The 21,870-nt window shown below is 41.7% G+C and carries 21 protein-coding genes and 1 riboswitch; of the genes, 14 read left to right on the top strand and 7 right to left on the bottom strand.

Annotated features, from left to right (window positions below; translation table 11 throughout):
• The first annotated feature begins 58 nt into the window (after positions 1-58).
• The 7 genes from FG28_RS10805 (at position 59) to metF (ending at position 8,039) form a co-directional block, all read left to right on the top strand.
• On the top strand, positions 59-976 hold the full coding sequence (locus FG28_RS10805; protein WP_036382692.1) for an AraC family transcriptional regulator: 918 nt from the start codon (positions 59-61) through the stop codon (positions 974-976).
• Positions 977-994: 18 nt separating this feature from the next.
• Positions 995-1,756, top strand: a complete 762-nt coding sequence (locus tag FG28_RS10810; RefSeq protein WP_036382694.1) for an SDR family oxidoreductase — start codon at positions 995-997, stop codon at positions 1,754-1,756.
• 117 nt (positions 1,757-1,873) lie between these two features.
• Positions 1,874-2,635, top strand: coding sequence for an SDR family NAD(P)-dependent oxidoreductase (locus tag FG28_RS10815; protein ID WP_036386484.1), 762 nt, complete (start codon positions 1,874-1,876; stop codon positions 2,633-2,635).
• A gap of 114 nt (positions 2,636-2,749) precedes the next feature.
• Positions 2,750-2,848: riboswitch (SAM riboswitch) on the top strand.
• A 73-nt stretch (positions 2,849-2,921) separates the two neighbouring features.
• On the top strand, positions 2,922-3,935 hold the full coding sequence (locus FG28_RS10825) for a homocysteine S-methyltransferase family protein (RefSeq protein ID WP_036382698.1): 1,014 nt from the start codon (positions 2,922-2,924) through the stop codon (positions 3,933-3,935).
• Positions 3,936-3,937: 2 nt separating this feature from the next.
• Positions 3,938-6,655, top strand: a complete 2,718-nt coding sequence (gene metH, locus FG28_RS10830) for a methionine synthase (protein WP_036382700.1) — start codon at positions 3,938-3,940, stop codon at positions 6,653-6,655.
• Positions 6,656-6,690: 35 nt separating this feature from the next.
• Positions 6,691-7,044: a four helix bundle protein gene (locus tag FG28_RS10835; RefSeq protein ID WP_036382702.1), complete on the top strand. Its 354-nt coding sequence runs from the start codon at positions 6,691-6,693 to the stop codon at positions 7,042-7,044.
• A gap of 41 nt (positions 7,045-7,085) precedes the next feature.
• The gene (gene metF / locus FG28_RS10840) at positions 7,086-8,039 is read left to right on the top strand and encodes a methylenetetrahydrofolate reductase [NAD(P)H] (RefSeq protein ID WP_036382704.1); all 954 of its coding nucleotides are present in this window, start codon (positions 7,086-7,088) and stop codon (positions 8,037-8,039) included.
• A 31-nt stretch (positions 8,040-8,070) separates the two neighbouring features.
• Here the strand turns inward: metF and FG28_RS10845 are convergent, their stop codons facing one another.
• Together FG28_RS10845 and FG28_RS10850 are read right to left on the bottom strand one after the other, a co-directional pair.
• Entirely contained in the window at positions 8,071-8,781 is a 711-nt protein-coding gene (locus tag FG28_RS10845; protein ID WP_156102260.1) for a hypothetical protein, read from the bottom strand.
• Between the two features lie 14 nt (positions 8,782-8,795).
• Positions 8,796-9,221 (bottom strand): hypothetical protein, encoded by a 426-nt coding sequence (locus FG28_RS10850; protein ID WP_156102261.1) that lies wholly within the window; start codon positions 9,219-9,221, stop codon positions 8,796-8,798.
• A gap of 105 nt (positions 9,222-9,326) precedes the next feature.
• On the opposite strand from FG28_RS10850, the gene FG28_RS10860 reads away from it, so the two are divergent.
• Positions 9,327-10,465, top strand: a protein-coding gene (locus FG28_RS10860) for an IS3 family transposase (RefSeq protein WP_231562584.1) whose coding sequence is annotated in 2 segments (ribosomal slippage) — positions 9,327-9,588 and positions 9,588-10,465 — 1,140 coding nt in all. Because the reading frame shifts where the segments join, the coding sequence is not laid out codon by codon here.
• An 11-nt stretch (positions 10,466-10,476) separates the two neighbouring features.
• Here the strand turns inward: FG28_RS10860 and FG28_RS10865 are convergent.
• From FG28_RS10865 to FG28_RS10875, 3 genes are read right to left on the bottom strand one after another with little or no spacing between them, the layout of a single operon-like run.
• Positions 10,477-11,121 carry a hypothetical protein gene (locus tag FG28_RS10865; protein WP_156102262.1) on the bottom strand — a complete coding sequence of 215 codons (645 nt, stop codon included), beginning with the start codon at positions 11,119-11,121 and terminating at the stop codon, positions 10,477-10,479.
• On the bottom strand, positions 11,093-11,548 hold the full coding sequence (locus FG28_RS10870; RefSeq protein WP_036382710.1) for a hypothetical protein: 456 nt from the start codon (positions 11,546-11,548) through the stop codon (positions 11,093-11,095). The genes FG28_RS10865 and FG28_RS10870 overlap by 29 nt, the downstream gene beginning before the upstream one ends.
• Positions 11,532-13,349: a hypothetical protein gene (locus tag FG28_RS10875; RefSeq protein ID WP_036382712.1), complete on the bottom strand. Its 1,818-nt coding sequence runs from the start codon at positions 13,347-13,349 to the stop codon at positions 11,532-11,534. The genes FG28_RS10870 and FG28_RS10875 overlap by 17 nt, the downstream gene beginning before the upstream one ends.
• A gap of 375 nt (positions 13,350-13,724) precedes the next feature.
• On the opposite strand from FG28_RS10875, the gene FG28_RS10880 reads away from it, so the two are divergent.
• The 6 genes from FG28_RS10880 to FG28_RS10905 all read left to right on the top strand — a co-directional run bounded on the left by FG28_RS10880 (position 13,725) and on the right by FG28_RS10905 (position 19,032).
• Positions 13,725-14,825 carry an acyloxyacyl hydrolase gene (locus FG28_RS10880; RefSeq protein WP_036382714.1) on the top strand — a complete coding sequence of 367 codons (1,101 nt, stop codon included), beginning with the start codon at positions 13,725-13,727 and terminating at the stop codon, positions 14,823-14,825.
• Positions 14,826-14,848: 23 nt separating this feature from the next.
• Positions 14,849-15,658 (top strand): head GIN domain-containing protein, encoded by an 810-nt coding sequence (locus FG28_RS10885; protein ID WP_231562618.1) that lies wholly within the window; start codon positions 14,849-14,851, stop codon positions 15,656-15,658.
• A 57-nt stretch (positions 15,659-15,715) separates the two neighbouring features.
• Complete coding sequence (locus FG28_RS10890; protein ID WP_051947276.1) at positions 15,716-16,816, top strand: serine hydrolase; 1,101 nt, start codon at positions 15,716-15,718, stop codon at positions 16,814-16,816.
• 38 nt (positions 16,817-16,854) lie between these two features.
• On the top strand, positions 16,855-17,583 hold the full coding sequence (locus FG28_RS20145; protein ID WP_081894330.1) for a helix-turn-helix transcriptional regulator: 729 nt from the start codon (positions 16,855-16,857) through the stop codon (positions 17,581-17,583).
• A gap of 72 nt (positions 17,584-17,655) precedes the next feature.
• Positions 17,656-18,477 (top strand): peptidase MA family metallohydrolase, encoded by an 822-nt coding sequence (locus FG28_RS10900; protein WP_036382716.1) that lies wholly within the window; start codon positions 17,656-17,658, stop codon positions 18,475-18,477.
• Between the two features lie 12 nt (positions 18,478-18,489).
• Positions 18,490-19,032, top strand: coding sequence for a DinB family protein (locus tag FG28_RS10905; RefSeq protein ID WP_036382719.1), 543 nt, complete (start codon positions 18,490-18,492; stop codon positions 19,030-19,032).
• A 108-nt stretch (positions 19,033-19,140) separates the two neighbouring features.
• Here the strand turns inward: FG28_RS10905 and FG28_RS10910 are convergent, their stop codons facing one another.
• Entirely contained in the window at positions 19,141-20,346 is a 1,206-nt protein-coding gene (locus FG28_RS10910; RefSeq protein WP_036382721.1) for a redoxin domain-containing protein, read from the bottom strand.
• Positions 20,347-20,409: 63 nt separating this feature from the next.
• Complete coding sequence (locus FG28_RS10915; RefSeq protein ID WP_036382723.1) at positions 20,410-21,855, bottom strand: aminotransferase class V-fold PLP-dependent enzyme; 1,446 nt, start codon at positions 21,853-21,855, stop codon at positions 20,410-20,412.
• Between the last annotated feature and the right edge of the window lie 15 nt (positions 21,856-21,870).

Here is a 21,870-nt window from a genome sequence, read left to right on the forward strand (position 1 = left end):
TCCCGAAGCAATTTAGGAAGGTGTTTTTTTATGCTTTATATTTGAATTTTACAATTTTATGCAGAGTCTGTTCACCTTACGCGATTTTTACAGCAAGCTCAGCCTTCCCATTCCAGACAATATTGGAAAGGATGTGGGACATTTCAATGTTTTTAAGATTGATGAATACCGTACACAGTTGGACAAAGGTGAAATGCGCTACGATCAGCGATCCTACTTTAAGATTAGTTTGATCAATGGGAGGAACAAAGCTGAGTATGCCGATAAGTCCATCCATATTGAGGACAAAGCACTTTTATTTGCTTCACCGAAGATTCCGTACCGTTATGTCCCTCTGGATGGTAATCAATCCGGGTATTTCTGTGTGTTCACCGATACTTTTTTATCCAAGGACAAAAGTGGGGTGATTTTGGACAACTTGCCGCTTTTTCAACCAGGAGGCTATCCTATTTTTACTATTTCGGATGAAGACTACGCTGAATTGGAGCAGTTGTTCAAGAAAATAGACAAGGAACTTTCTTCAGACTATCCGTATAAATTTGATTTGATCCGGGCATATGTGATCGAACTCTTGCACTTGGGCCAAAAATTGAACCCAGCAGAGCCCCTTGAAAATGGGAAAAACGCGGCAACAAGAATTACCGATTTGTTCGTTGAGTTGTTGGAACGTCAATTTCCAATAAATTCTCCGGCACAACAATTGGGATTGAAAACGGCCAACGATTTTGCGGAACGATTGGCGGTACATGCCAATCACTTGAACAAGGTGCTCAAAGAAACTACGGGGAGTACCACCACGGCGATTATCCATTCAAGAATCTTTGAAGAGGCCAAGATTCTCCTAAACAACACAGATTGGAATATTTCGGAAATAGCATTTAGCCTAGGCTTTGAGGAAGTGGCCCATTTTTCCAATTTCTTCAAAAAGCGTGCATCACTATCGCCTTTGAATTTCAGGAACAAGGCATTGGTTTGACTTTCAAAAAAATGAAAAATGACAGACAGCAAAATAGCATTGGTCACTGGTGGCAGTAGGGGTCTTGGCGCCGATATGGCCATTAATCTGGCTAAAAAAGGAATTGATGTGGTGATTACCTATCACACCGACAAAGCTAGTGCGGATGAGGTGGTATCCCAAGTTGAAAATCAAGGTCAGTGGGGCTGTGCGCTACAGTTGGATACCTTGAAAATCAAAACCTTTGATGATTTTTTTAAGGAGTTGGGCAACGTTTTGGAGAAGGAGAAGGGCAGCCCGAATTTCGATTTTTTAGTTAATAATGCCGGAACCGGGGTTTATGAACCCATTGCTACCACAACGGAAGAGCAGTTTGATGAGATGTGCAATATTCACTTAAAGGGTGTTTATTTCTTCACGCAAAAAGCGCTTCCCTATCTCAATGACGGTGGACGAATCATTAATATTTCATCCGGATTGGTTCGGTACGCATTCCCAACAGCTTCGGCCTACACCGCCATGAAAGGAGCCGTTGAGGTTTTTACTCGCTATTTGGCCAAGGAATTGGCACCTCGAAAAATTACGGCCAATACAGTAGCGCCCGGCGCCATTGAGACTGATTTTGGCGGTGGAGAGAACAAAACCAATGAAACAAAACGAGGATTCATCATTCAAGGAACTGCCTTGGGTCGTGTGGGACGGCCCGATGACATTGGTGGTGTCGTTACTTTTTTATGCACTGAAGATGCCAAGTGGGTGAATGCACAACGCATTGAGGTCACTGGCGGTGCCATGATTTGATTCGATACGGCCTTCTAATTTTACTTTTATTTGATTTTTACAAAAAACCGTTTGATGCTTGCAACCCAACCCAAGCATGTCGAGCTAGTTTTGCTCCGTAATCAAAAATCAAATACAATGAGCAAAGAGAAAATAGCATTGGTAACGGGTGGTAGCCGTGGACTTGGCGAGGACATGGCCATCAATTTGGCCCAAAAGGGATTGAACATATTACTGACCTACCGCAGTAATAAAGAAGAAGCTGATAAAACGGTAAGTGAAATCGAAAAAATAGGTCAAAAAGCTTACGCATTGCAACTGGATGTAGCTGAAAGCCAAAGTTTTGACGGATTTGTGGATGAGGTTAAAAAAGTAGTGAGCTCCCATTTTGGGGCAGAAAGGATAGATTTCTTGATCAACAATGCCGGAATCGGAATCAATGCTCCTATCACTGAAACTACTGAAGAACAATTTGATGCCCTTGTGGACATTCATTTTAAAGGGACGTTTTTCCTCACCCAAAAATTATTACCAACTCTTGCTGATGGTGGGGGAATCGTAAATATTTCCAGTGGGTTGGCCCGTTTTTCATTCCCGGGATATGCCGTATATGGTTCCATGAAAGCGGCAGTAGAGGCACTTACCCGATATCAAGCCAAAGAATTGGGAGCTCGTAAAATCAGGTCAAATGTTGTGGCACCTGGTGCCATTGAAACGGACTTTGGCGGAGGAACCAACAAAAATGATGAAGGCAAAAGAACCGCCATTGCCAATTTTACGGCCTTGGGCCGTGTGGGTATTCCAAGTGATGTTGGTGGTGTGGTTGCTTTTCTATGTACTGATGATGCTAAATGGGTCAATGCACAACGTATTGAAGTCTCAGGAGGCATGATGATTTAGTCTTCTGTTATATATCTTACAAATGGGCCGCTAAAATGAAAATTAGCGGCTCTTTTTTTGCTTTTCATATTGGAGTGCCGTTAATTTGCACCTCAGTTCATGTAAAACTTGAAATGGTTATCAAGAAAGGTGGAGGGACTGGACCCTGTGAAGCCTTAGCAACCCTCGACTTCGAGAAGGTGCTACATTCTACCCTATTGGGAAGGATAACAAAAGAATACATTCCAACCGTATTTTTCCACATTTTCTTGATATAACCATACCCCTTGTTAAGGGAGATTGTACTATGGAAAAAATTGGAGACATATTGAAGAAACGGATTTTGGTACTGGATGGCGCCATGGGCACCATGTTACAGCGCTATAAATTCAATGAAGATGATTTTAGGGGTGAACGGTTTAAGGATTGGCCCAGCGATTTGCAGGGCAACAACGATTTGCTGTCCTTGACCCAACCCAATGCCGTGAAAGAAGTTCACCGGAAATTTTTGGAAGCTGGGGCGGACATTCTCGAGACCAATACGTTTTCAAGTACAACCATTGCCATGGCAGATTACGGTATGGAAGAATTGGTGTACGAACTGAATTTTGAATCTGCCAAGATTGCAAAGCAAGTGGCTGATGAATTTACCAAGAAGTATCCGAACAAACCGCGATTTGTAGCTGGAAGCATTGGTCCAACCAACAAAACGGCCAGCATGTCACCAGATGTGAACGACCCTGGTTTCCGTGCCATTTCTTTTGATGAACTTCGCATTGCTTACAAACAGCAAGTGGAAGCATTATTGGATGGTGGTGTTGATATTTTATTGGTAGAAACCATTTTTGATACCCTGAATGCCAAAGCGGCCCTTTTTGCCATTGAGGAAGTAAAGGACGAGCGTAATAGTGAAGTACCTGTTATGGTCAGCGGCACCATTACCGATGCTTCAGGAAGAACCTTGTCAGGGCAAACGGCGGAGGCTTTTTTGATTTCCATTTCCCATATCCCCATACTATCGGTTGGTTTCAACTGTGCTTTGGGAGCCAAACAATTGGTGCCCCATTTGGAGGTGGTTTCGGCAAAGTCGGAATTTGCTACTTCAGCGCATCCCAATGCGGGATTGCCAAATGCCTTTGGGGAATACGATGAAACCCCGGAGCAAATGGCCGCACAGATTAAGGAATATGTAGATAAAGGCTTGGTAAACATTGTTGGCGGTTGTTGTGGAACAACGCCAGAACACATAAAGGCCATTGCTGATGTGGTCAAAGATTATGAACCTAGACCGTTGGTCATTAATCGTTTATCGAAGGTTTAGTCATGGAAATAAACGAACAACAAATAACGAACAACAAACAACGCTTTTTGCGTTTGAGTGGCCTGGAACCCTTGGTAATAACCCCCGAAAGCAATTTCATCAATGTGGGAGAGCGGACCAATGTGGCTGGATCTAAACGATTTTTAAGGCTCATCAAAGAAGAAAAGTTCGATGAAGCTTTGGATGTTGCCCGAGATCAAGTGGACGGTGGCGCCCAGATCATTGACGTGAACATGGATGATGGCCTGATCGATGGTAAGGAAGCCATGATCAAATTTTTGAACTTGATCGTTTCCGAGCCCGATATTGCCCGTGTGCCCATCATGATCGATAGTTCCAAATGGGAAATTATTGAGGCTGGATTGCAAGTAGTGCAAGGTAAATGCGTGGTGAATTCCATTAGCTTGAAAGAAGGAGAGGAAGAATTTATCCGTCATGCCAAATTGATCAAGCGCTATGGTGCTGCGGTGATTGTTATGGCTTTTGACGAAGTGGGTCAGGCTGATAACTTGGAACGCCGGATTGAGATTGCAAAACGATCCTACGATGTTTTGGTCAACAAGGTGAAGTTTCCTCCGGAAGACATCATTTTCGACCTGAATATTTTTCCCGTGGCCACGGGAATGGAAGAACACCGACGCAATGCCGTTGATTTTATTGAAGCGACTCGTTGGGTAAAGGAAAATCTTCCCTATTGCAGTGTTAGCGGTGGAGTGAGCAATGTTTCCTTTTCATTTAGGGGGAATAATCCTGTACGGGAAGCCATCAACTCGGCTTTTTTGTACCATGCCATAAAAGCTGGGATGAACATAGGCATCGTAAACCCTACTATGTTGGAGGTCTACGATGACATTCCCAAGGACTTATTGGAATATGTGGAAGATGTGCTGTTGGATAGGCGGGACGATGCTACGGAAAGATTATTGGAATTCGCGGAGACTGTTGTTGGAACTGCAAAAGAAAGCAAGGTTGATTTGTCTTGGAGAGAAGAGCCACTTCAAGATCGCATTACCCGGGCCTTGGTCAAGGGGATTGATCAATATATTATTGAAGATGTTGAAGAAGCCCGTCAAAATGTAACTAAACCCCTTGAGGTCATTGAAGGAAATCTCATGACAGGAATGAACGTGGTGGGAGATTTATTTGGTGACGGAAAAATGTTTTTGCCCCAAGTAGTGAAATCGGCCAGAGTGATGAAGAAGGCCGTGGCCTATCTCACGCCTTTTATTGAAGCAGCAAAAGATGAAAAATCCAAACCGGCGGGCAAGATTTTAATGGCCACCGTAAAAGGTGATGTGCACGATATCGGAAAGAATATCGTGAGTGTAGTATTGGCCTGTAACAATTACGAAATTGTGGATTTGGGGGTGATGGTACCGCCAGAGAAAATCATCAACAAGGCCAAGGAAGAGCAAGTGGATATTATAGGTCTGAGCGGATTGATCACGCCCTCTTTGGATGAAATGGTGTTCTTGGCTAAGGAAATGGAGCGTCAAAATTTTGATGTGCCCCTGTTGATTGGAGGTGCTACCACGAGCAAGGCCCATACAGCCGTTAAAATTGACCCACAATACAGTCAAGCCGTGGTGCATGTCAACGATGCTTCCCGGGCGGTGACGGTGGTGGGTGATTTGCTTCAGGACGAAACCTCTGTCAAGTATAAAAAATCCATCAAACTGGATTACGAGAGTTTTCGGGACAAGTTTTTGAAGCGTGGTAAGCAAAAGGAATACTTGACCTTGGAGCAGACAAGGCAAAATAAACTTCAAATCGACTGGGATCAATCAGACATAAAAAAACCAAACCATTTGGGTATTGAGGTTTGGGATGATTTTGACCTGACCAAATTGGAGGAATTTATCGATTGGTCCCCATTTTTTAGAAGTTGGGATTTGCACGGGAAATACCCGGATATTTTGACCGATGGGGTGGTTGGCGAACAAGCCAGGGAACTTTTTAAGGATGCCAAGGAGCTTCTGAAACGTATTTTGGACGAGAAACTATTGAAGGCCAAGGCTGTTTTTGGGCTGTTCCCAGCCAATCAGGTTAACGAAGATGATATTGAAGTTTTCAGTGCGAGCGGAGTCGAGAACGACACTGGTGAAACCTTTATCTTCCGAACACTTCGTCAACAGCTCAAAAAACGTGAAGGAGTTCCCAATATCGCTTTGGCGGATTTTATTGCGCCAAAAGATTCTGGTATCCAAGATTATATCGGCTGTTTTTGTGTCAGTACAGGATTTGGAACCCAAGAATTGGCGGCAGAATTCGAAAAGAATCATGACGATTACAATTCCATCATGATCAAGGCCTTGGCCGATAGATTGGCAGAAGCTTTTGCGGAATACCTTCATAAAGAAGTTCGGACCAACTATTGGGGCTATGCCGTTGATGAGACCTTGGACAACGATGCGCTAATCAAGGAAAAATATCGCGGAATCCGTCCCGCTCCCGGTTACCCAGCCTGCCCCGATCACTTAGAGAAATTGACCATTTGGGAATTGATGGGAGTTGAGGAAAAAATAGGGGTTAAACTGACCGATAGTTTGGCCATGTGGCCCGCTGCCAGTGTTAGTGGCTATTATTTTGCGCATCCCCAAGCCAAATATTTCGGACTGGGAAAAATAAAGCAAGATCAAGTAGCCGATTTTGCCAAAAGAAAAAACATAAAACTGGAGAAAGCCCAAAAATGGCTCGCGCCTAACTTGGTTGATAGTTAAAAGTTAGTAGTTGATGGTTTTTTGATAATTGTACTATGGAATATATTGATTTAGATGTTTGGATGGCAGCCAGAAAGCTTGTCAATTCTATTTATGAGTTGACCAAGTCTTTTCCCGAGGAAGAAAAATATGGATTAATCAACCAGATGAGAAGAAGCAGTGTATCTGTTGCATCAAACATTGCTGAAGGTTGTGGAAGACAAACCTCAGCAGACACCATTAGATTCTTACACATATCACGTGGTTCTTTGTATGAACTCGAAACCCAACTTTATTTAACTTTTGACCAAAAATACATGAATAAGTCTCTCTTGGAACAACTTCTTGAAGAAGTCAAAACGTGTAAAAGACTTTTAAACGGTTTTATCAATTATTATTCAAAACTGTAAATGTCTGTCAACAAACAACCAAAAACAATCAACTGATTTTAATGAAAGTAACCGACCATTTAAAAAAAGCAAAAGGAAAAACGCTTTTTAGCTTTGAGATCATACCTCCTGTAAAGGGGAAGAGTATCCAAGAACTCTATAATAATATTGACCCTTTGATGGAGTTTAACCCCCCATTCATTGATGTCACCACCTCTAGGGAAGAGTATGTGTACATTGATAGGGATGGTTTGTTGGACAAGAAACTGACCCGGATGCGTCCCGGAACTTTGGGGATTTGTGCTTCCATTAAACACAAATATGATGTGGATACCGTACCCCATGTGCTTTGTGGTGGATTCACCAAAGAAGAAACAGAGTACTTATTGGTGGATTGCCATTATTTGGGTATTGAAAATGTAATGGCCCTACGTGGCGACGCCATGAAAGAGGAAAAATATTTTTCCCCAACCAAAGGTGGACACCAATACGCATCCCAATTGGTGAAACAAATCCAAGACATTAATTGTGGCAATTACCTGCATGAAGTAATTGAGACGGATGATTGCTCCGATTTTTGCATTGGTGTGGCGGGTTATCCAGAAAAACACATGGAGGCCCCATCCTTAAAATCAGATTTAAGACGGTTGAAGGAAAAAGTGGAATTGGGCGCGGATTATGTGGTGACCCAGATGTTTTTCGATAATAAAAAGTTCTTTGCCTTTGTAGAGGCGGCTCGTGAAATGGGTATTGATGTACCCATCATTCCGGGAATTAAGCCCATCGCTGTAAAACGGCATTTGCAATTGCTCCCCCAGGTATTCCGAGTTGATATTCCGCAAGACTTGGTGGATGCTGTGGAAGCGTGCAAGACCAACAAGGAGGTGCGCCAAGTAGGGGTGGAGTGGTGCATAGCGCAGTCCAAGGAGCTCAAGGAAGCCGGAGTGCCCGTATTGCATTATTATTCCATGGGAAAATCAGATAATATTAAGGCGGTTGCCAAGGAGGTGTTTTAATTTTTTATGATAGGATTGTGGGGAGAACCATTTATGTCTGATTTCGTTTTTGAATTAAAAAGTAAACTTTAATTCCGAAGGAAAATTCAAATTCGGTCAATGGAAAATATGAATCATAGTAAGGTGGAAAATGGTCTTCATGGTAGGGTATTGGAGTAGGGTTTACGAATGATTTATATTGATTTTCCCTTCTTTTTAAACCACCTCCAGTATAAACATTAAGCCCCATTATGGAAGATATTGGAAAAAGAAAGCCATAGTTGAGTGTAAAACCGTATTTGATTCTTTTGTAATCTGCTTGATCGAAACTGACACTCCCAATATCTTCCGCCAACACTGAATTGTTCAGTAGCGTCTCTGTATGCAGAATATAAAAGGGCTGAAATGAAAAGTACACTCTGGTCTTGCTTTTTTGTAAAACTAGATAGAGAAGTTCCGGCCTAAACTCATACAGCCTATAATCCTTTCTTTCCATAAAAACGGCCAGACTTTCATTTCCATAACCAAAATCTGCACCTATGGCCCATCGTTGGTTCAACTGATGGCGATAACCAAGCCTCCACCGGGTTAGGTGAGAAGAATTGGGGCCGGAGCTTAATAGTCGTCTCGGATAAAAAGGAGATAACAAATCAAAAGTAATTGAGTTTATGGGCTGTTCTACAATTGGCAGATTCTGATCTTGCGCTAATGCAGAGGCGCAAACCATAAATGCACATCCTATAAAGTAAAATACACTCTTCATTGTTTTTTGGGAGTTTACTCTGGCAGTACATAGGCGTTTTCGAAGTCCTGTTGAGTGATTGAGAATTCATACTCGCCACCTACATTTTGGAAGCCATTTCCTTGAATAAATATGGATTTATTCCCTAAAAATCGATACTCGTTTAGATTGTTGCCCAAACGTATATCAATGTACCCTTTTGAATTATTGAATTCCACCACTACAGAATCTTTTTGGCATCCGGCCAGCCCAATAAACGATTCTGAAGTGTAGGTGCAAATGTTTTTAGTTTCACTTTGACTTAGACTTTTTTGAACCTTTAGTTTACCTTGGCTAAAACATCTTATTTCAAATATTTTATCGGTATTATTTTTGATGTTTACTGAAAATTGAATTAAATCAGGTTCGTCTGTACATGCATTTAGCATTACAAGAAGTGTCAATGATAATAATAGTCTCATTTGCATTTTTCGGGATTGTTATTGTTAAGAACTCCTCTTGTAGCCTTCCCTAAAAATAGGACAGTTTAAAATTCAGATTTTCTAACTTTAAATTTTAACTGTCACATGAAAAAAAGCAAGTTTACCGAGAGCCAGATCATCAAGGCACTGAAAGAGAACGAACAGGGCCGCAAGGTGGGTGACATATCCCGTGAGATGGGGATTGACACCAGCACTTTTTATTATTGGAGGAAGAAGTACGGGGGCATGGAAGTTGCGCATATGAAGCGCTTGAAGGAACTCGAGGAGGAGAACCGCAAACTCAAGCAGATGTACGCCGATGCCAGTCTTGACATCCGTATGCTCAAGGACGTACTGTCAAAAAAGTTCTAGGGCCTTCCGACAAGAAGCAGCGCGCCAAATATCTCCAGGAGGCCTATTCTGTATGTGTATCGCGTTCCTGTGGGGTACTGGACCTTGCCCGGTCGATGTGGTACTACCATAGCAGGAGGGACGACACCGAGGTCGTCGATGCCCTTTCCAGGCTGGCCGAAGAGCTGCCGACAAGGGGATTCGAGGTGTATTACAAGCGTTTGCGTCGCGAAGGCCGCAACTGGAACAGGAAACGGGTGTTGAGGGTCTACAGGTCCATGAACCTAAAACTCAGGAGGAAGCACAAGAAGAGGCTTCCTGCAAGGACAAAGAACCCACTGGGGGCCCCGATGGAGCTCAACGAGGTCTGGAGCATGGACTTTATGGCCGATGTGCTGTCCGATGGAAGGAAGATAAGGGTGTTCAATGTGATGGACGACTGCAACCGGGAGGCACTGGCCATGGACGTGGGGCTGAACTATCCGGCGATAAGGGTAGTGGAGACCTTATCACAACTGGAGGAGGAAATAGGCCTGCCAAAGACCATACGCTGCGACAACGGTCCGGAGTTCATATCCAAGGCCCTATCACAATGGTGCAAGGCCAAACGTGTCGAGCTGCAGTTCATCCAGCCCGGCAAGCCCATGCAGAACGGATATATGGAACGCCTGAACAGGTTTTACAGGGAGGATGTGCTCGATGCCTATTGGTTCAACGACCTCCACCAAGTAAGGGCACTGACCCAAAAATGGATGGAGGATTACAATACAAGGCATCCCCATTCATCCATCGGGGATATGCCGCCCAGGGAATACAAGAAACGTTTCGGGGAAGAATTCTTCCCCGAAACAGACAACATTAATGATAATTTTATGAATTTAGCGATGTCCTAAAAGGGGTAAGGCTACACTCTCATATAATCAAAAAGTTCCTTTGAATACTGTTCGCTAGAATTATTGTAATAGTTTCTAAGATTTCTTTCCCAACAATCAATGGTTCTGCAGTTATCAACTGCTCTTTGTATTTGTTGTAGATTATAGTTTTTGACTCGATCTGTGGAGTAGATATTCGAAAAAACTTCATTTTGGTCTAGGTTATCTATCAAATCTGCTACAATTGGAGTGTATTCTGTCATTTCATCCACCGCATTTCTTTGTCTTTGATAGTTCCAGCCTATATTGTCGTTAGTGGGATTGATATAGGTTGAGCTTAAACGTTTATTCCTATCATTCGTTACAACAGTTTCCACCCCTTCGGCCCAGCTTTCCTGTAGCATCAACCGCTCGCAGTTGCCCAAATGCAATACACTGAACATCTCGGGGTCCAACTCTCTGTGCCCGGCATGGGTAAGCTCATGTACCGTGGTGGCATAGATGCCATCGGTGCCACGATAGATACAATTCTTGTTCTCATCCTTTTCCCTTCTTGTCACCCTAATGTCAGAAGTGGGCAATAGGGTCAATATATCCGGCCTGTGCTCTGAGCTGCCACAAAAGTTATCCAACACTGTCCCAAACAATTCACTCTGGGAGATCAAAGGCGTTTTCAATAAGACTAGGTGTAAGTATATATTGATAGGTTTTAGTATCTATTTTAGTGAAAATAGTACCTTCTGATATTGTATAAACCATGAAATCCTCAACAAAGCAAAGCCCTTGAACTTGTGATATGGATTTGTAACAACGATAACCTTTATTAATGTCTGGAATCCTTATTTCGACTGATTCTGAACAAAGTCCTCCGGAATTATTTTTTGAGGCAGTGTAAGAGCATATGAATGCATCACCATCTGATACTAATTCGGTTCGTTTATTCAAGTCTCCTGTGATTAGTAGACTTGTTCCAGTTTTGTTTCTTAAAATGAATGTGTAGGTAAACATTTCCTGTTCTCCATCCAATCCACTACCACAGCTGGCCAAATAGAATATATTTAACATAATAAATATCTTCTTGCCAATTCTAATCACAGTTGTCATACATGTATACATTAAAAAGTTCTTCCACAAAGCCTTCAGTAGGGTTTTGGTGTTGTTTAATTAAATTTTCCTTCCAACTGTGAGGGCCACGAACATTATTTAAAGAAGTTTGTATTTGTTTTAATGAATATCCGTTGACACAATCAATGGGTAAGGATGAATCGTTGAGTTCTACTTTTTGATTATAATTATCAATTAGATCGATAACAATAGGTGTATATTCTTCTTTACTACCTGATTTGATTATTTCATTTTGTTTGAATGAATTATACAAATCTAGTGGTCTAGAATTTCCAATTCTATTGGAAGCTTTGTAATTTGGATTTAACTTAAAATATCTATCATTGGTTACCACCGTTTCCACTCCTACCGCCCAACTTTCTGCCATAGTTTGTAGTGTACAACCAGCCGCCCTTGGATTAATAAAAAAACTTCTATCCATTCTGTAATGGCTGGCATGGGTCATTTCATGGATGACTGCACCATATACCAAATCACTTGCTTTATATTGACCTTTATTTAATCGTCCTACTTGTATTTCCGACTTCCATCGGAGCAAAGGTATCCATGGAAGACTTCCATTTACATTAAGATCACTATGTCTAGAATCTGATATATTCCCATTATACCGTGCGCTGATACGTAACCAGCTTTGATTAGGGTGGTGCATTCCAAACTTACCCACAGCCCTATCATAAAAATCATAAGCAGCATTATGTACAAGGGCATAGAATTTACTCCTACCATAGGAGAAATGCTGGTTCCAGGATGCCCTTTTGTATTTCCGGGTGCCCCGGTGCTTGGCCCGCACAAAAATGGAGCCTGCCATAATGCGGAATTTTCTGCTGTTACTGTTAAAGTGTACCGCATATTTTACCCGTTTGGTACGGGTTCTGCGGGTTCTAAAGTTTCCATTTCTGTCGGTACGTGCCCTACGGATCACCAAAAAGCCCCACTTGCGTACTTTAACCTCGGCCCCCATAACCCCTACGGTTCTGTTCACTACATCTTCCCGTACAGTTATTTTTCCACTAGGGTGCCATTTGCGGCGGTTGGCCAATGCTTCTTGCTCCAATAGAGCTTCAACAGAGGCCAAGTCTATAATCAGTTCTTTTTGTTGGTAACCCAATTGGGAAGCTTCTTCATAAGAATAAAGCGTACCAGTAGGGTCGTTGGGTAGGTAAAATTGTAGTACCACAAGCTCGTCCTCCTCCAGGTTGTTGGTCAGTTTTAGGGCTTCCAGTTCCAGATATTCAAAGACTTCCCCGTTTTCATCCACGGTCAATATGTCTTTGGTGGTTTTGTTCAGGGGCTGTTTTACCACAATTTCCCCCTCTTCGGGTTCTTCCTTGTCCAGTTCAGGGGCAAAATACATATCGTCCAAGCGTTCTTTTTCAATGGTTTCCGGCAAGGGGTAATCATAGGGCACAACGGCATAGAGGTATGAAAGCCCATCAGGGGTTTCGTCTCCCTCCAGTTCTGGGTCGTCATAAAAATCACCTTCCTCCTCAATTTCATAATGTAAGGGTATGTTGGATACTTGTAGGATGGTGTCTTTTACCAGCAGATCGTGTTCCAGACTGTCCTTGGGCAAAAAGCGATAGTAATAGTGGGAGGGAAGTACTTCAATACCCTCCTCATCTTTAAAGGTCTTCGCCAGTTTACTGTGCTTGGATTTACTTTTCAGGTTGAACAAGAGATTATCAAAAGCCCTTTGCATGTTCTCCACAGTGTATGGGACTTCAAGTTCCTCGCCCAAGACAACGGACTTCCCATCCGTTTCTTCAATTTGTGGTTCCACACTTTGTTTGGTGGGTAGGGGTTCTTCTTTCTGACAAGAAAAAATAAAGTCATGCAGAGCAATGGCATAAAAACACGTTTTAAGTTCGCTTTTTTCATTTTATATAGATTTGGGATTCTCGTTCTACCCTATTGGGAAAGCATTTCCTAAAATAAGTGGTTGCTATGGAGCAAGGAAACTATAAGAATTTACTTTCAATAGTTTCAATTGACCAATCCTAGTTTTCAATTGATAAATGACTTTTTGAGCCTACAGATTGTTAATACGCCTTATTCCCATATAGCCAAAGGAATACTTTTCAATATTGTATTCTTACCAATGAGAATATTGTATAATTGATTCCAAGAAGTACTTTATTTCCTACTTTAGTGCCCCATGAGGCCCCTTTTCTGTTTTATTACCTTCTTATGCTTTTGCTTTGGAAATGCCCAAAACGAGTATATCCCAAAGAAATACGTACTGGATGCCAACCAGTTCTATGGTTCCATACTCCTGCATAACCCAGATATTTCACACTTGATAACCGATCATCCGGGAGGAATTATTTTGGGTGTTAGCCGGAAAACGTATGGTCATAAAGAATGGGAATCCGATTTTGGATACCCTGATACAGGCTATACTTTTGTATTTCAGAACACCAATAACCCAACCCTTGGGAAACATTTTGGGTTGTACGGGCACTATAATTTCTATTTCCTTAAAAGAAATATTCAATTGCGTGTAGCACAAGGACTGGCGTACAACACCAATCCCTACGATAAAAATGAAAATTTTAGGAACAATGCCTACGGAAGTCATATTTTAAGTAGTACGGTATTGATGTTGAATTATCATAAAGAAAATCTTGTGGCAGGTTTGGGTTTGAGAGCGGGACTTTCCTTCGTTCACTATTCCAATGCCAATTTTAAGGCCCCCAATACGTCAACCAATACCATGGCCGTGAATTTTGGGCTCACCTATGATTTAGATGGTGGAAAAGTTTATGAATATATTGAACCCGGCCCCAAGGAAAAAATTACGGAACCTATTCGATATAACTTTGCGCTTCGCAGCGGGGTGAATGAGAGTGATGTAATCGATTCAGGCCGATATGGATTTTGGATTTTATCAGCCTATGCCGATAAACGTTTAGGTCGAAAAAGTGCCATTCAACTGGGAACCGATGTTTTCTTTTCCAATTTTCTAAAAGAGTTGATTCGATTTCAGTCTATCTCCTTTCCAGAAATGGACGTAGCGGCAGACACCGATTATAAACGGGTAGGATTGTTTGTGGGACATGAACTCTTTGTGAACAAGATGAGTGTTGTGGCCCAGTTGGGATACTATGTGTATTACCCTTTTGATTTTGAGGGAAGGATGTACAACCGAATTGGAATGAAAAGATACTTTGGGCATAAAATCTTTGGGGCTATTACCCTAAAATCACACGGAGCCAAAGCAGAGGCAGTGGAATTTGGAATTGGGATTAGATTATAGTATTGAGATTTGAGATGTTAGTATTGAAAAGATTATATAAAAATGAGAATGTGACCTCGGGAAATGTCATCCTGAGCGCAGTCGAGTGGTCTTTGTATTTCCTTTTTCTCCTTCTCATAATCTCCTGCAACGGCGATAATGTCCCCGACTGTTTCCAAAATGCGGGAGATACGGTTCGGGAAACTGTGGATGTTCCCGAATTCAATACCATAACCGTGTTTGAAAATCTAAATGTAGTGCTCAAACAAGGCGACGAGCAAAAAGTGGAAGTTGAGACTGGGGAGTTCCTTCGGAATGATGTTTCTGCAAAAGTGGAAGGCAATCGACTTATCCTCAGAAATGAAAATAATTGTAATTATGTGCGCGAGTATGGTTTGACCACCATTTATGTCACCTCTCCAAATATTTCTGAAGTACGTAGCAGTACCGGATTGTTAATCTCCAGTGATGGTGTTCTCAATTACCCCAATTTGACCTTGATTTCAGAAAGTTTCAGCAACCCCGAGACCGAAACTACTGACGGTTCTTTTGATTTGGAAGTGAATTCCACAACTGTGAGAATCACAGTGAATGGTATAGCTTACTTTAAATTGAAAGGTACAACCGATAACTTTAATGTAAATGTTGCTGCCGGTGATTCCAGAGTGGAAGCAGCAGGTTTAGTCGCCAATCGGGTTAGTCTTAATCACAGAGGTTCCAATGACGTTTATGTTAATCCTCAAGATCGGATAGGTGGTATAATTCGTGGTACCGGGGATGTCATCAGTGTTAACCGGCCCCCAGAAATTGATGTTGATGAACTTTTTAATGGCCGATTGATTTTTCAAGAGTAAACCGCTCCACTATTCAATTAAAATAGGTTTCCCTTTCCTTTCTTTGGATTTCTCACTATGTTCGGAAGAACAAACCCAACACTGTTGAACTCACTGTTTGCCCATATCAAGCAATTATTTTCAGGTTCCCCAAAAGTGAAATCGGAGGAAGGTCTTCAAGGTTTGGAAAAGGCCAATGTTCTTTTCCATAATCTTGTAGCCGAGAGGCAGGCGCCAGGGATTTCGGTAACTGTTTTTAAAAAGGGAAAAACCATCCTTCAAAAAGGATACGGTTATGCCAATGTGGAACGGAAAACTCCAGTAGATCCCCAAAAAACCGTCTTTCGGATAGCCAGTATTTCCAAATGCATAACGGGATTGGCCTTGGGTAAAATGACGGAAGATGGCATTGTTGACTTGGATACCTCCTTCTATCAATACGTGCCTTATTACCCCAAAAAGCGTTATGATTTTACCCTACGGCAATTGGCAGGTCACACAGCGGGTATTCGCGCCTACCGAGGAAAAGAATACGCACTAAATCAAGATTTTTCCATAAAGGATAGTATCTCGGTTTTTAAAAATGACCCACTACTTTTTGAACCAGGTAAGGGATATCTGTACAACAGTTTTGATTTTGTCCTCCTCTCCTTGGCCATGCAGGAGGCCAGTGGAATACCTTTTGAAGATTATGTAATGGAAAAAGTGCTCAACCCTTTGGGGATGAAAAACACCTTTGCACCATCAATTGACCGTGTCCGTCCAAGCAACGTCGAGAATAAAACACAATACTACACCAAAACAGCCTTGTGTTTTAAAAAAGCCACGCCAGTCAATAATTTCTACAAATTGGCTGGCGGCGGGTTTTTATCCACTAGCGAAGATGTTGCGAAATTGGGACAAGCTATTTTGGAGCAAAAATTGCTAAAAAAGGAAACCTATCACCAATTGTTGACTTCACAGGTTGTCAATGGAAAGCCAACTTTTTACGGATTGGGTTTTCAAGTGAGCCAAGATAATCAAGGTAGACCATTTGTGGGTCATGTGGGAAGCAGTGTGGGGGCATATACCAATTTTTTTGTATATCCCAATGAGAAATTGGTCATCTCGATCTTGATCAATTGTACAGACCCAAAAGTTCAAGAAAAATTGGATAGGGCAATTGATCCTCTATTTTGACTTGTGAACCTCATGTTTTTTGTGGAAATTTAGTCAAAATGAGTTTCTTGAGGTCTCTTTCTATTTTTTGGGCGCTGTTTATACTTTTTTTTGCGAGCGATATGTACGCGGGAGGGAAAAATTACGCTTTGGAAGACTCAGCCATTTTGCAGGATAGTATTCATGCTGAACTGAGTGCTAAGGAATGGAAGAAATTCAAATATTTTGAGGAGAAACTGCAATCATCTGCCTTATCGAAAAAGGAGAAGCAACATCAATTGACCGGATATACCCGTGATTCTCTTCAGATTTTACGGGTAAAGTTGGTGGCCATTAAAGTTCTGAATGAAAAAAATCTGTTGAATAAAGACATTGCTGAAAACGCCGAATACTACATTGATTTGTTGAGAAAGTTCAAGGAGAGTAACATTCCTCCCGCTGAATACCTTTTTCTGGAAGAAAAATTGGCCTATCTGAACCAAGAAGCCCTAGGTCAACAATTGCGACAAAGCCGATGGCTGAATTTTGGACTTATTGCCCTCGTCTTGATGTTGGTATTGGTCTTCTATCAAGTTCGAAAACAGCGAAAACCCATTCTTCCCGAGTTGAGTAAACAAGAAACTTTGGTGCGCAACCTCATTTTAGAGGGAAAGAGCAACAAGGAAATTGCTAATGAGCTTTTCATCAGTCTAAGTACTGTGAAAAGTCATATCACCAATATTTATGGCAAGCTCAATGTGGGCAATCGCCAAGAACTTCTTCAAAATAGTACAGGTACTAGTACCTAATTCAGACCCCTAAGACTTTTTCATAACACTTTCCAGAATTTTCTTTGCTTCAAAACCAAGTGATTCTTAATCATGAAAAAGTATCCAAAGCTAATTTTTGTTTTCATTTTCCAATTGATTTTAGTTGGCTGTCTTGAAAACAATGAAGTGTCTGAAAAAACCGATACAGATGGTTGGATAAAAGAAACCAAAGTCTCAAAACTGATAAAGAATGTCAATTTTGTTTTTCCTGAAAGCGGATATGCATTTGATTATAAAGAGGACTTCATAAAAAAGGCCCTTGAAGCCATCGAGCATAATAAAAACATTCTCCAAAAAAATGAGTTCAATGATACCATTTATGTTCGGGTTATGTCTTCGCGGGATGAAATGTTTATCTATACTGGGACAAGGGCCGGTGGAAATGCATATCCATATTGGAGTACGGTCAATATTGTTTTAAACGAGGATGAAACAGACCCACCCATAAAACACGAATTAATGCACTTGATGGCAATGTTGGATTGGGACTATGCGAGGAGCAACATTGTTTGGGTCAATGAAGGTATTGCAACCTATGCTGCCAACAATTGTAATGGATATAATGTGGCAGAAATATATAGGTATCTCCTAGCAGAAGATAAGTTGATTTCAATGGAGGATTTAAGTGCAGATTTTTATGGCCAATCAGAGATGGTCGGTTACCATCAATCAGGATATATTGTCCAATACCTTTTGGAGAATTATAGCTTGAAAAAATTCGAACGACTTTGGACGGATGGATTTGAGAGGTTTGAAGAAATTTATGGGGTTTCTTATCAAAAAATGAAAAATGATTTAGAAGAAACGCTTGTTGAAAAATATCCCGAAGCACCTAAAATTGATTGGGAAAAATTCAGCAAAGGTTGCAAGTAAAATATTGATAGTATGAAAAAGAAATTTGTTCTAACAACCCTTATGCTGGTAAGTGCCATCGGATTACCTCTACTCGCCCAATCAAACAATTTTATCAAGGAATATTTGGAGCGTTTAGAAAATTCGAGGAAATATTTAATCCTTGTCGCAGAAATTATGCCTGAAGATAAATATGCCTTCAAGGCAACACCTGAATCCATGAGCTTTGCTGAACATTTAATGCATATTGCATGGGCAATGGATTGGCATAGCCAGTCCTTGATGGGAAATCGTGAAGCTAGGGATTGGAATACTGACACAGAGCTTAAAGTTGGCAGCAAATCCAAAGAGGAAATGATTGCCACTGTTTATAAAACCTTTGATGATACCATGGAGCTCATCTCAAATTTTGATGTAACCAAACTTAAGGAAAGAGTGGACTATTTTGGCCTAGATAGAACAAAAAGACAAGTTTTATTATTGCTTGCTGACCACATAACTCATCATAGAGGACAAATGCTTGTTTATATGCGAATAAACGGAGTAAAGCCACCAAGGTATGTTCGATACCAATAATTTCAATGGGGAAATCGCTTTTCCAATGAAATATAAGTTTGGGGACAATGCCCATACAAAATCAAAAAACAAGAATGTGATGAAAATTTAGATCGAATCAATTGACACTCAGTAATACCTCCCGATCATGGGATGTTCCACAATCGTCTTTTTGAGTTGAAAAGGTTCAATGGGTCCCATTTTCCGGTACACGATCTTGCCGCCGGGCTCAATTAGGGCTGTGTAGGGCAATGCTCCATCCCATTCGGGATCAATGGCCTCTATCATGGCATATTTGTCATCCCCGGAATAGATATAATTGGTCAATGCGGATGATTTTTTCTGTAAAAACTGCAATGCTCTATCTTTCGAACCCATGTTGTCGGCACTTATGGAGATAAACTCAAAATCCCTGCCACGGTACATTCTGTGTATATCCACAAACTCGGGATATTCCAAGACACAAGGTCCGCACCAAGTGGCCCAAAGGTTGACCAAGCGCAGTTTGTCCGAATCATTTTGCATCAATTTTTTAAGTCCTTCAGCATCGATATCCTCCAAAGTCACCTTCATTTCACTCCATTCCTTGTTCACCTTTTTGGCATAGGCATCCTTCCAGGCCCACTTAACGGAACAGCCAAAGGTTTTGGTCATATTTTCCTCAATCGGAGTGTCATTCAATAAAGCATCAATGGCATTCCTCACGTCTTCGGCATTGGCGGTCCCGGGTTTTTCGGAAGCATCCAATCTCCCCACATAGGCAAGCTTTCTTTCAGAATCAAAGATAAAGGCATGAGGAGTCGCTACTGGACCGTATTTTATCGAAACCCCATGTGTGTCGCCATCATAGAGATAGGGGAAATTGAAGTTTTTATCTTTTGCACGTACCACCATATCTTCAAAGGAATCCCCTAGATCACTGTAACCCAATTCATTCAACAAAAGTCCATTGATGGAATTGGGTGAAATGGCCACTACTTGTATCCCTTTGTCCTTATAATCCGAAGTCAATTGGATGATCCGGTCTTCGTAAGCTTGGGCGGTTGGGCAATGGTTACAGGTAAAGATGACTGCCAATACCTTGGCATCACCATACTCTGAAAGGGAATGGAACTTGCCATCAACCCCCGGAAGGTTAAAATCCGGAGCTTTTTCCCCAATTTGAAGGGTTATGACTTCCTGTTCTGGAATTTCTTGGGGATTTGTGACGAAAAAGTTGGTTTCTTCATTGGAACTTTCATCCACAACTTTGTCAGTTTGTTTTTGTTCCTGTCTGCAGGAACCCAAAAGAATAGTAAAAATGGCAAGCAGTACGACAGAAAGTTTGGTCTTCATCTTGTTGTTTTAGAGACCATTAAACTTAAGAAAAAGAAATTACAAATGATAATCCGGACAATATCAAGTATAGCGCTGCAGTTCTCTTTCCATGGCAAAATTTTCACAGAGATCAAAGGTTTCCTTGATGTCGTCCAGAGTGGTCCTTGGATTGATGAGACACATCCGTAGCACCACCTGTCCATGCAGCAAGGTTGTTACCAAAAGTGCTTTCCGTGAAGCCACCACTTTTTGCGAAATGTACTGGTTGATGGCATCCAATTCCTTTTCGGTGTAATTTTTTTCGATGGGATGGTACCTGAAATTGATGACCGCTAAAGTCGCCGGAAAAACAACCTCCCAATATTTGCTTTTCCGCAAGTTGGATTCCACTTCCTCGGCTAGGTCAATATTGTAAGTGATGGCATCCCTGAACTCCTTTAAACCAAAGGTTTTAAGGGATATGTAGAATTTCAATGCGCGAAATCTTCGTGTCAACTGTATACCGTGGTCGTAAAAATTGATTTCCGAAGTGTTTCCTTCAATATCCCGAAGATATTCGGGTTTTTCAGTAAACGTATGGCTCAGGTTTTTGTGGTTTCGCACCAGCAAACAGCCCATTTCATAGGGTTGGTAAAACCATTTATGGGGGTCAACCGTTAGTGAGTCGGCTTTTTCAATGCCTTTTAGCAGTTGCTTTCCTTTTTGAGAAAGGATGGCTGCCGCACCATAAGCGCCATCAATATGGAACCAAATATCTTCCTTTTTGCATATTTTGCCCAATTCCACCAAAGGATCCACGGTTCCGGTATTTGTGGTACCCGATGTGGCAATCAAGCAAAAGGGGTGAAGTCCCTCCAATCTATCCTTGGCAATACAGTTTTTGAGTTTGTTGACCGAAAATTTGAATTCAATATCCGTAGGAATGATTCGAATCTGTTCCTTTTTAAAGCCCAATACCCTTATGGCCTTAATATTGGAGGAGTGTGCTTGGTCTGATAGATAGATCACCGCTTTGGAAAAATCAGTACCGCATTTAATACGTCGCGCTGTTGTTATGGCTGTTAAATTGGCCATAGAACCGCCACTGGTGAAGATACCGCCCCCTTTTTTCTTCGGGAACCCAAAAATCTTCAGCAACCACTGAATGGTCACAATCTCCAACTCGGCGGCAGCAGGGGAAGCGGCCCATCCGCCAGAAAATATGTTGTAACCGGTAGCCAATGCATCTGCCATGGCACTGATGTAATTACTTGGACCTGGAACAAAGGAATACGATTTTGGGTGCGACATCAACGTACTGGTGGTCATCACCTTTTCCAGGACAAAGTTCAGGACTTGGGTTGGGTCAGAGCCTTGTTCTGGGGCTTCTTCCAAAAATAGGGAGTCCATTTCTTCGCGGGAACCCAAGGCAACGGGCAACTTTTCTCTTTGTGTGTCATGGTGCTCCACAATGGCATCAACAATCTGATACCCGTAGGATTTCATGGCTTCCTTGGACAATTCTAATCTGGCGCTGTTCTTCTTCATGGAGTCGTTTTACAT

This window comes from Muricauda sp. MAR_2010_75, from assembly GCF_000745185.1.
Lineage (GTDB): Bacteria > Bacteroidota > Bacteroidia > Flavobacteriales > Flavobacteriaceae > Flagellimonas.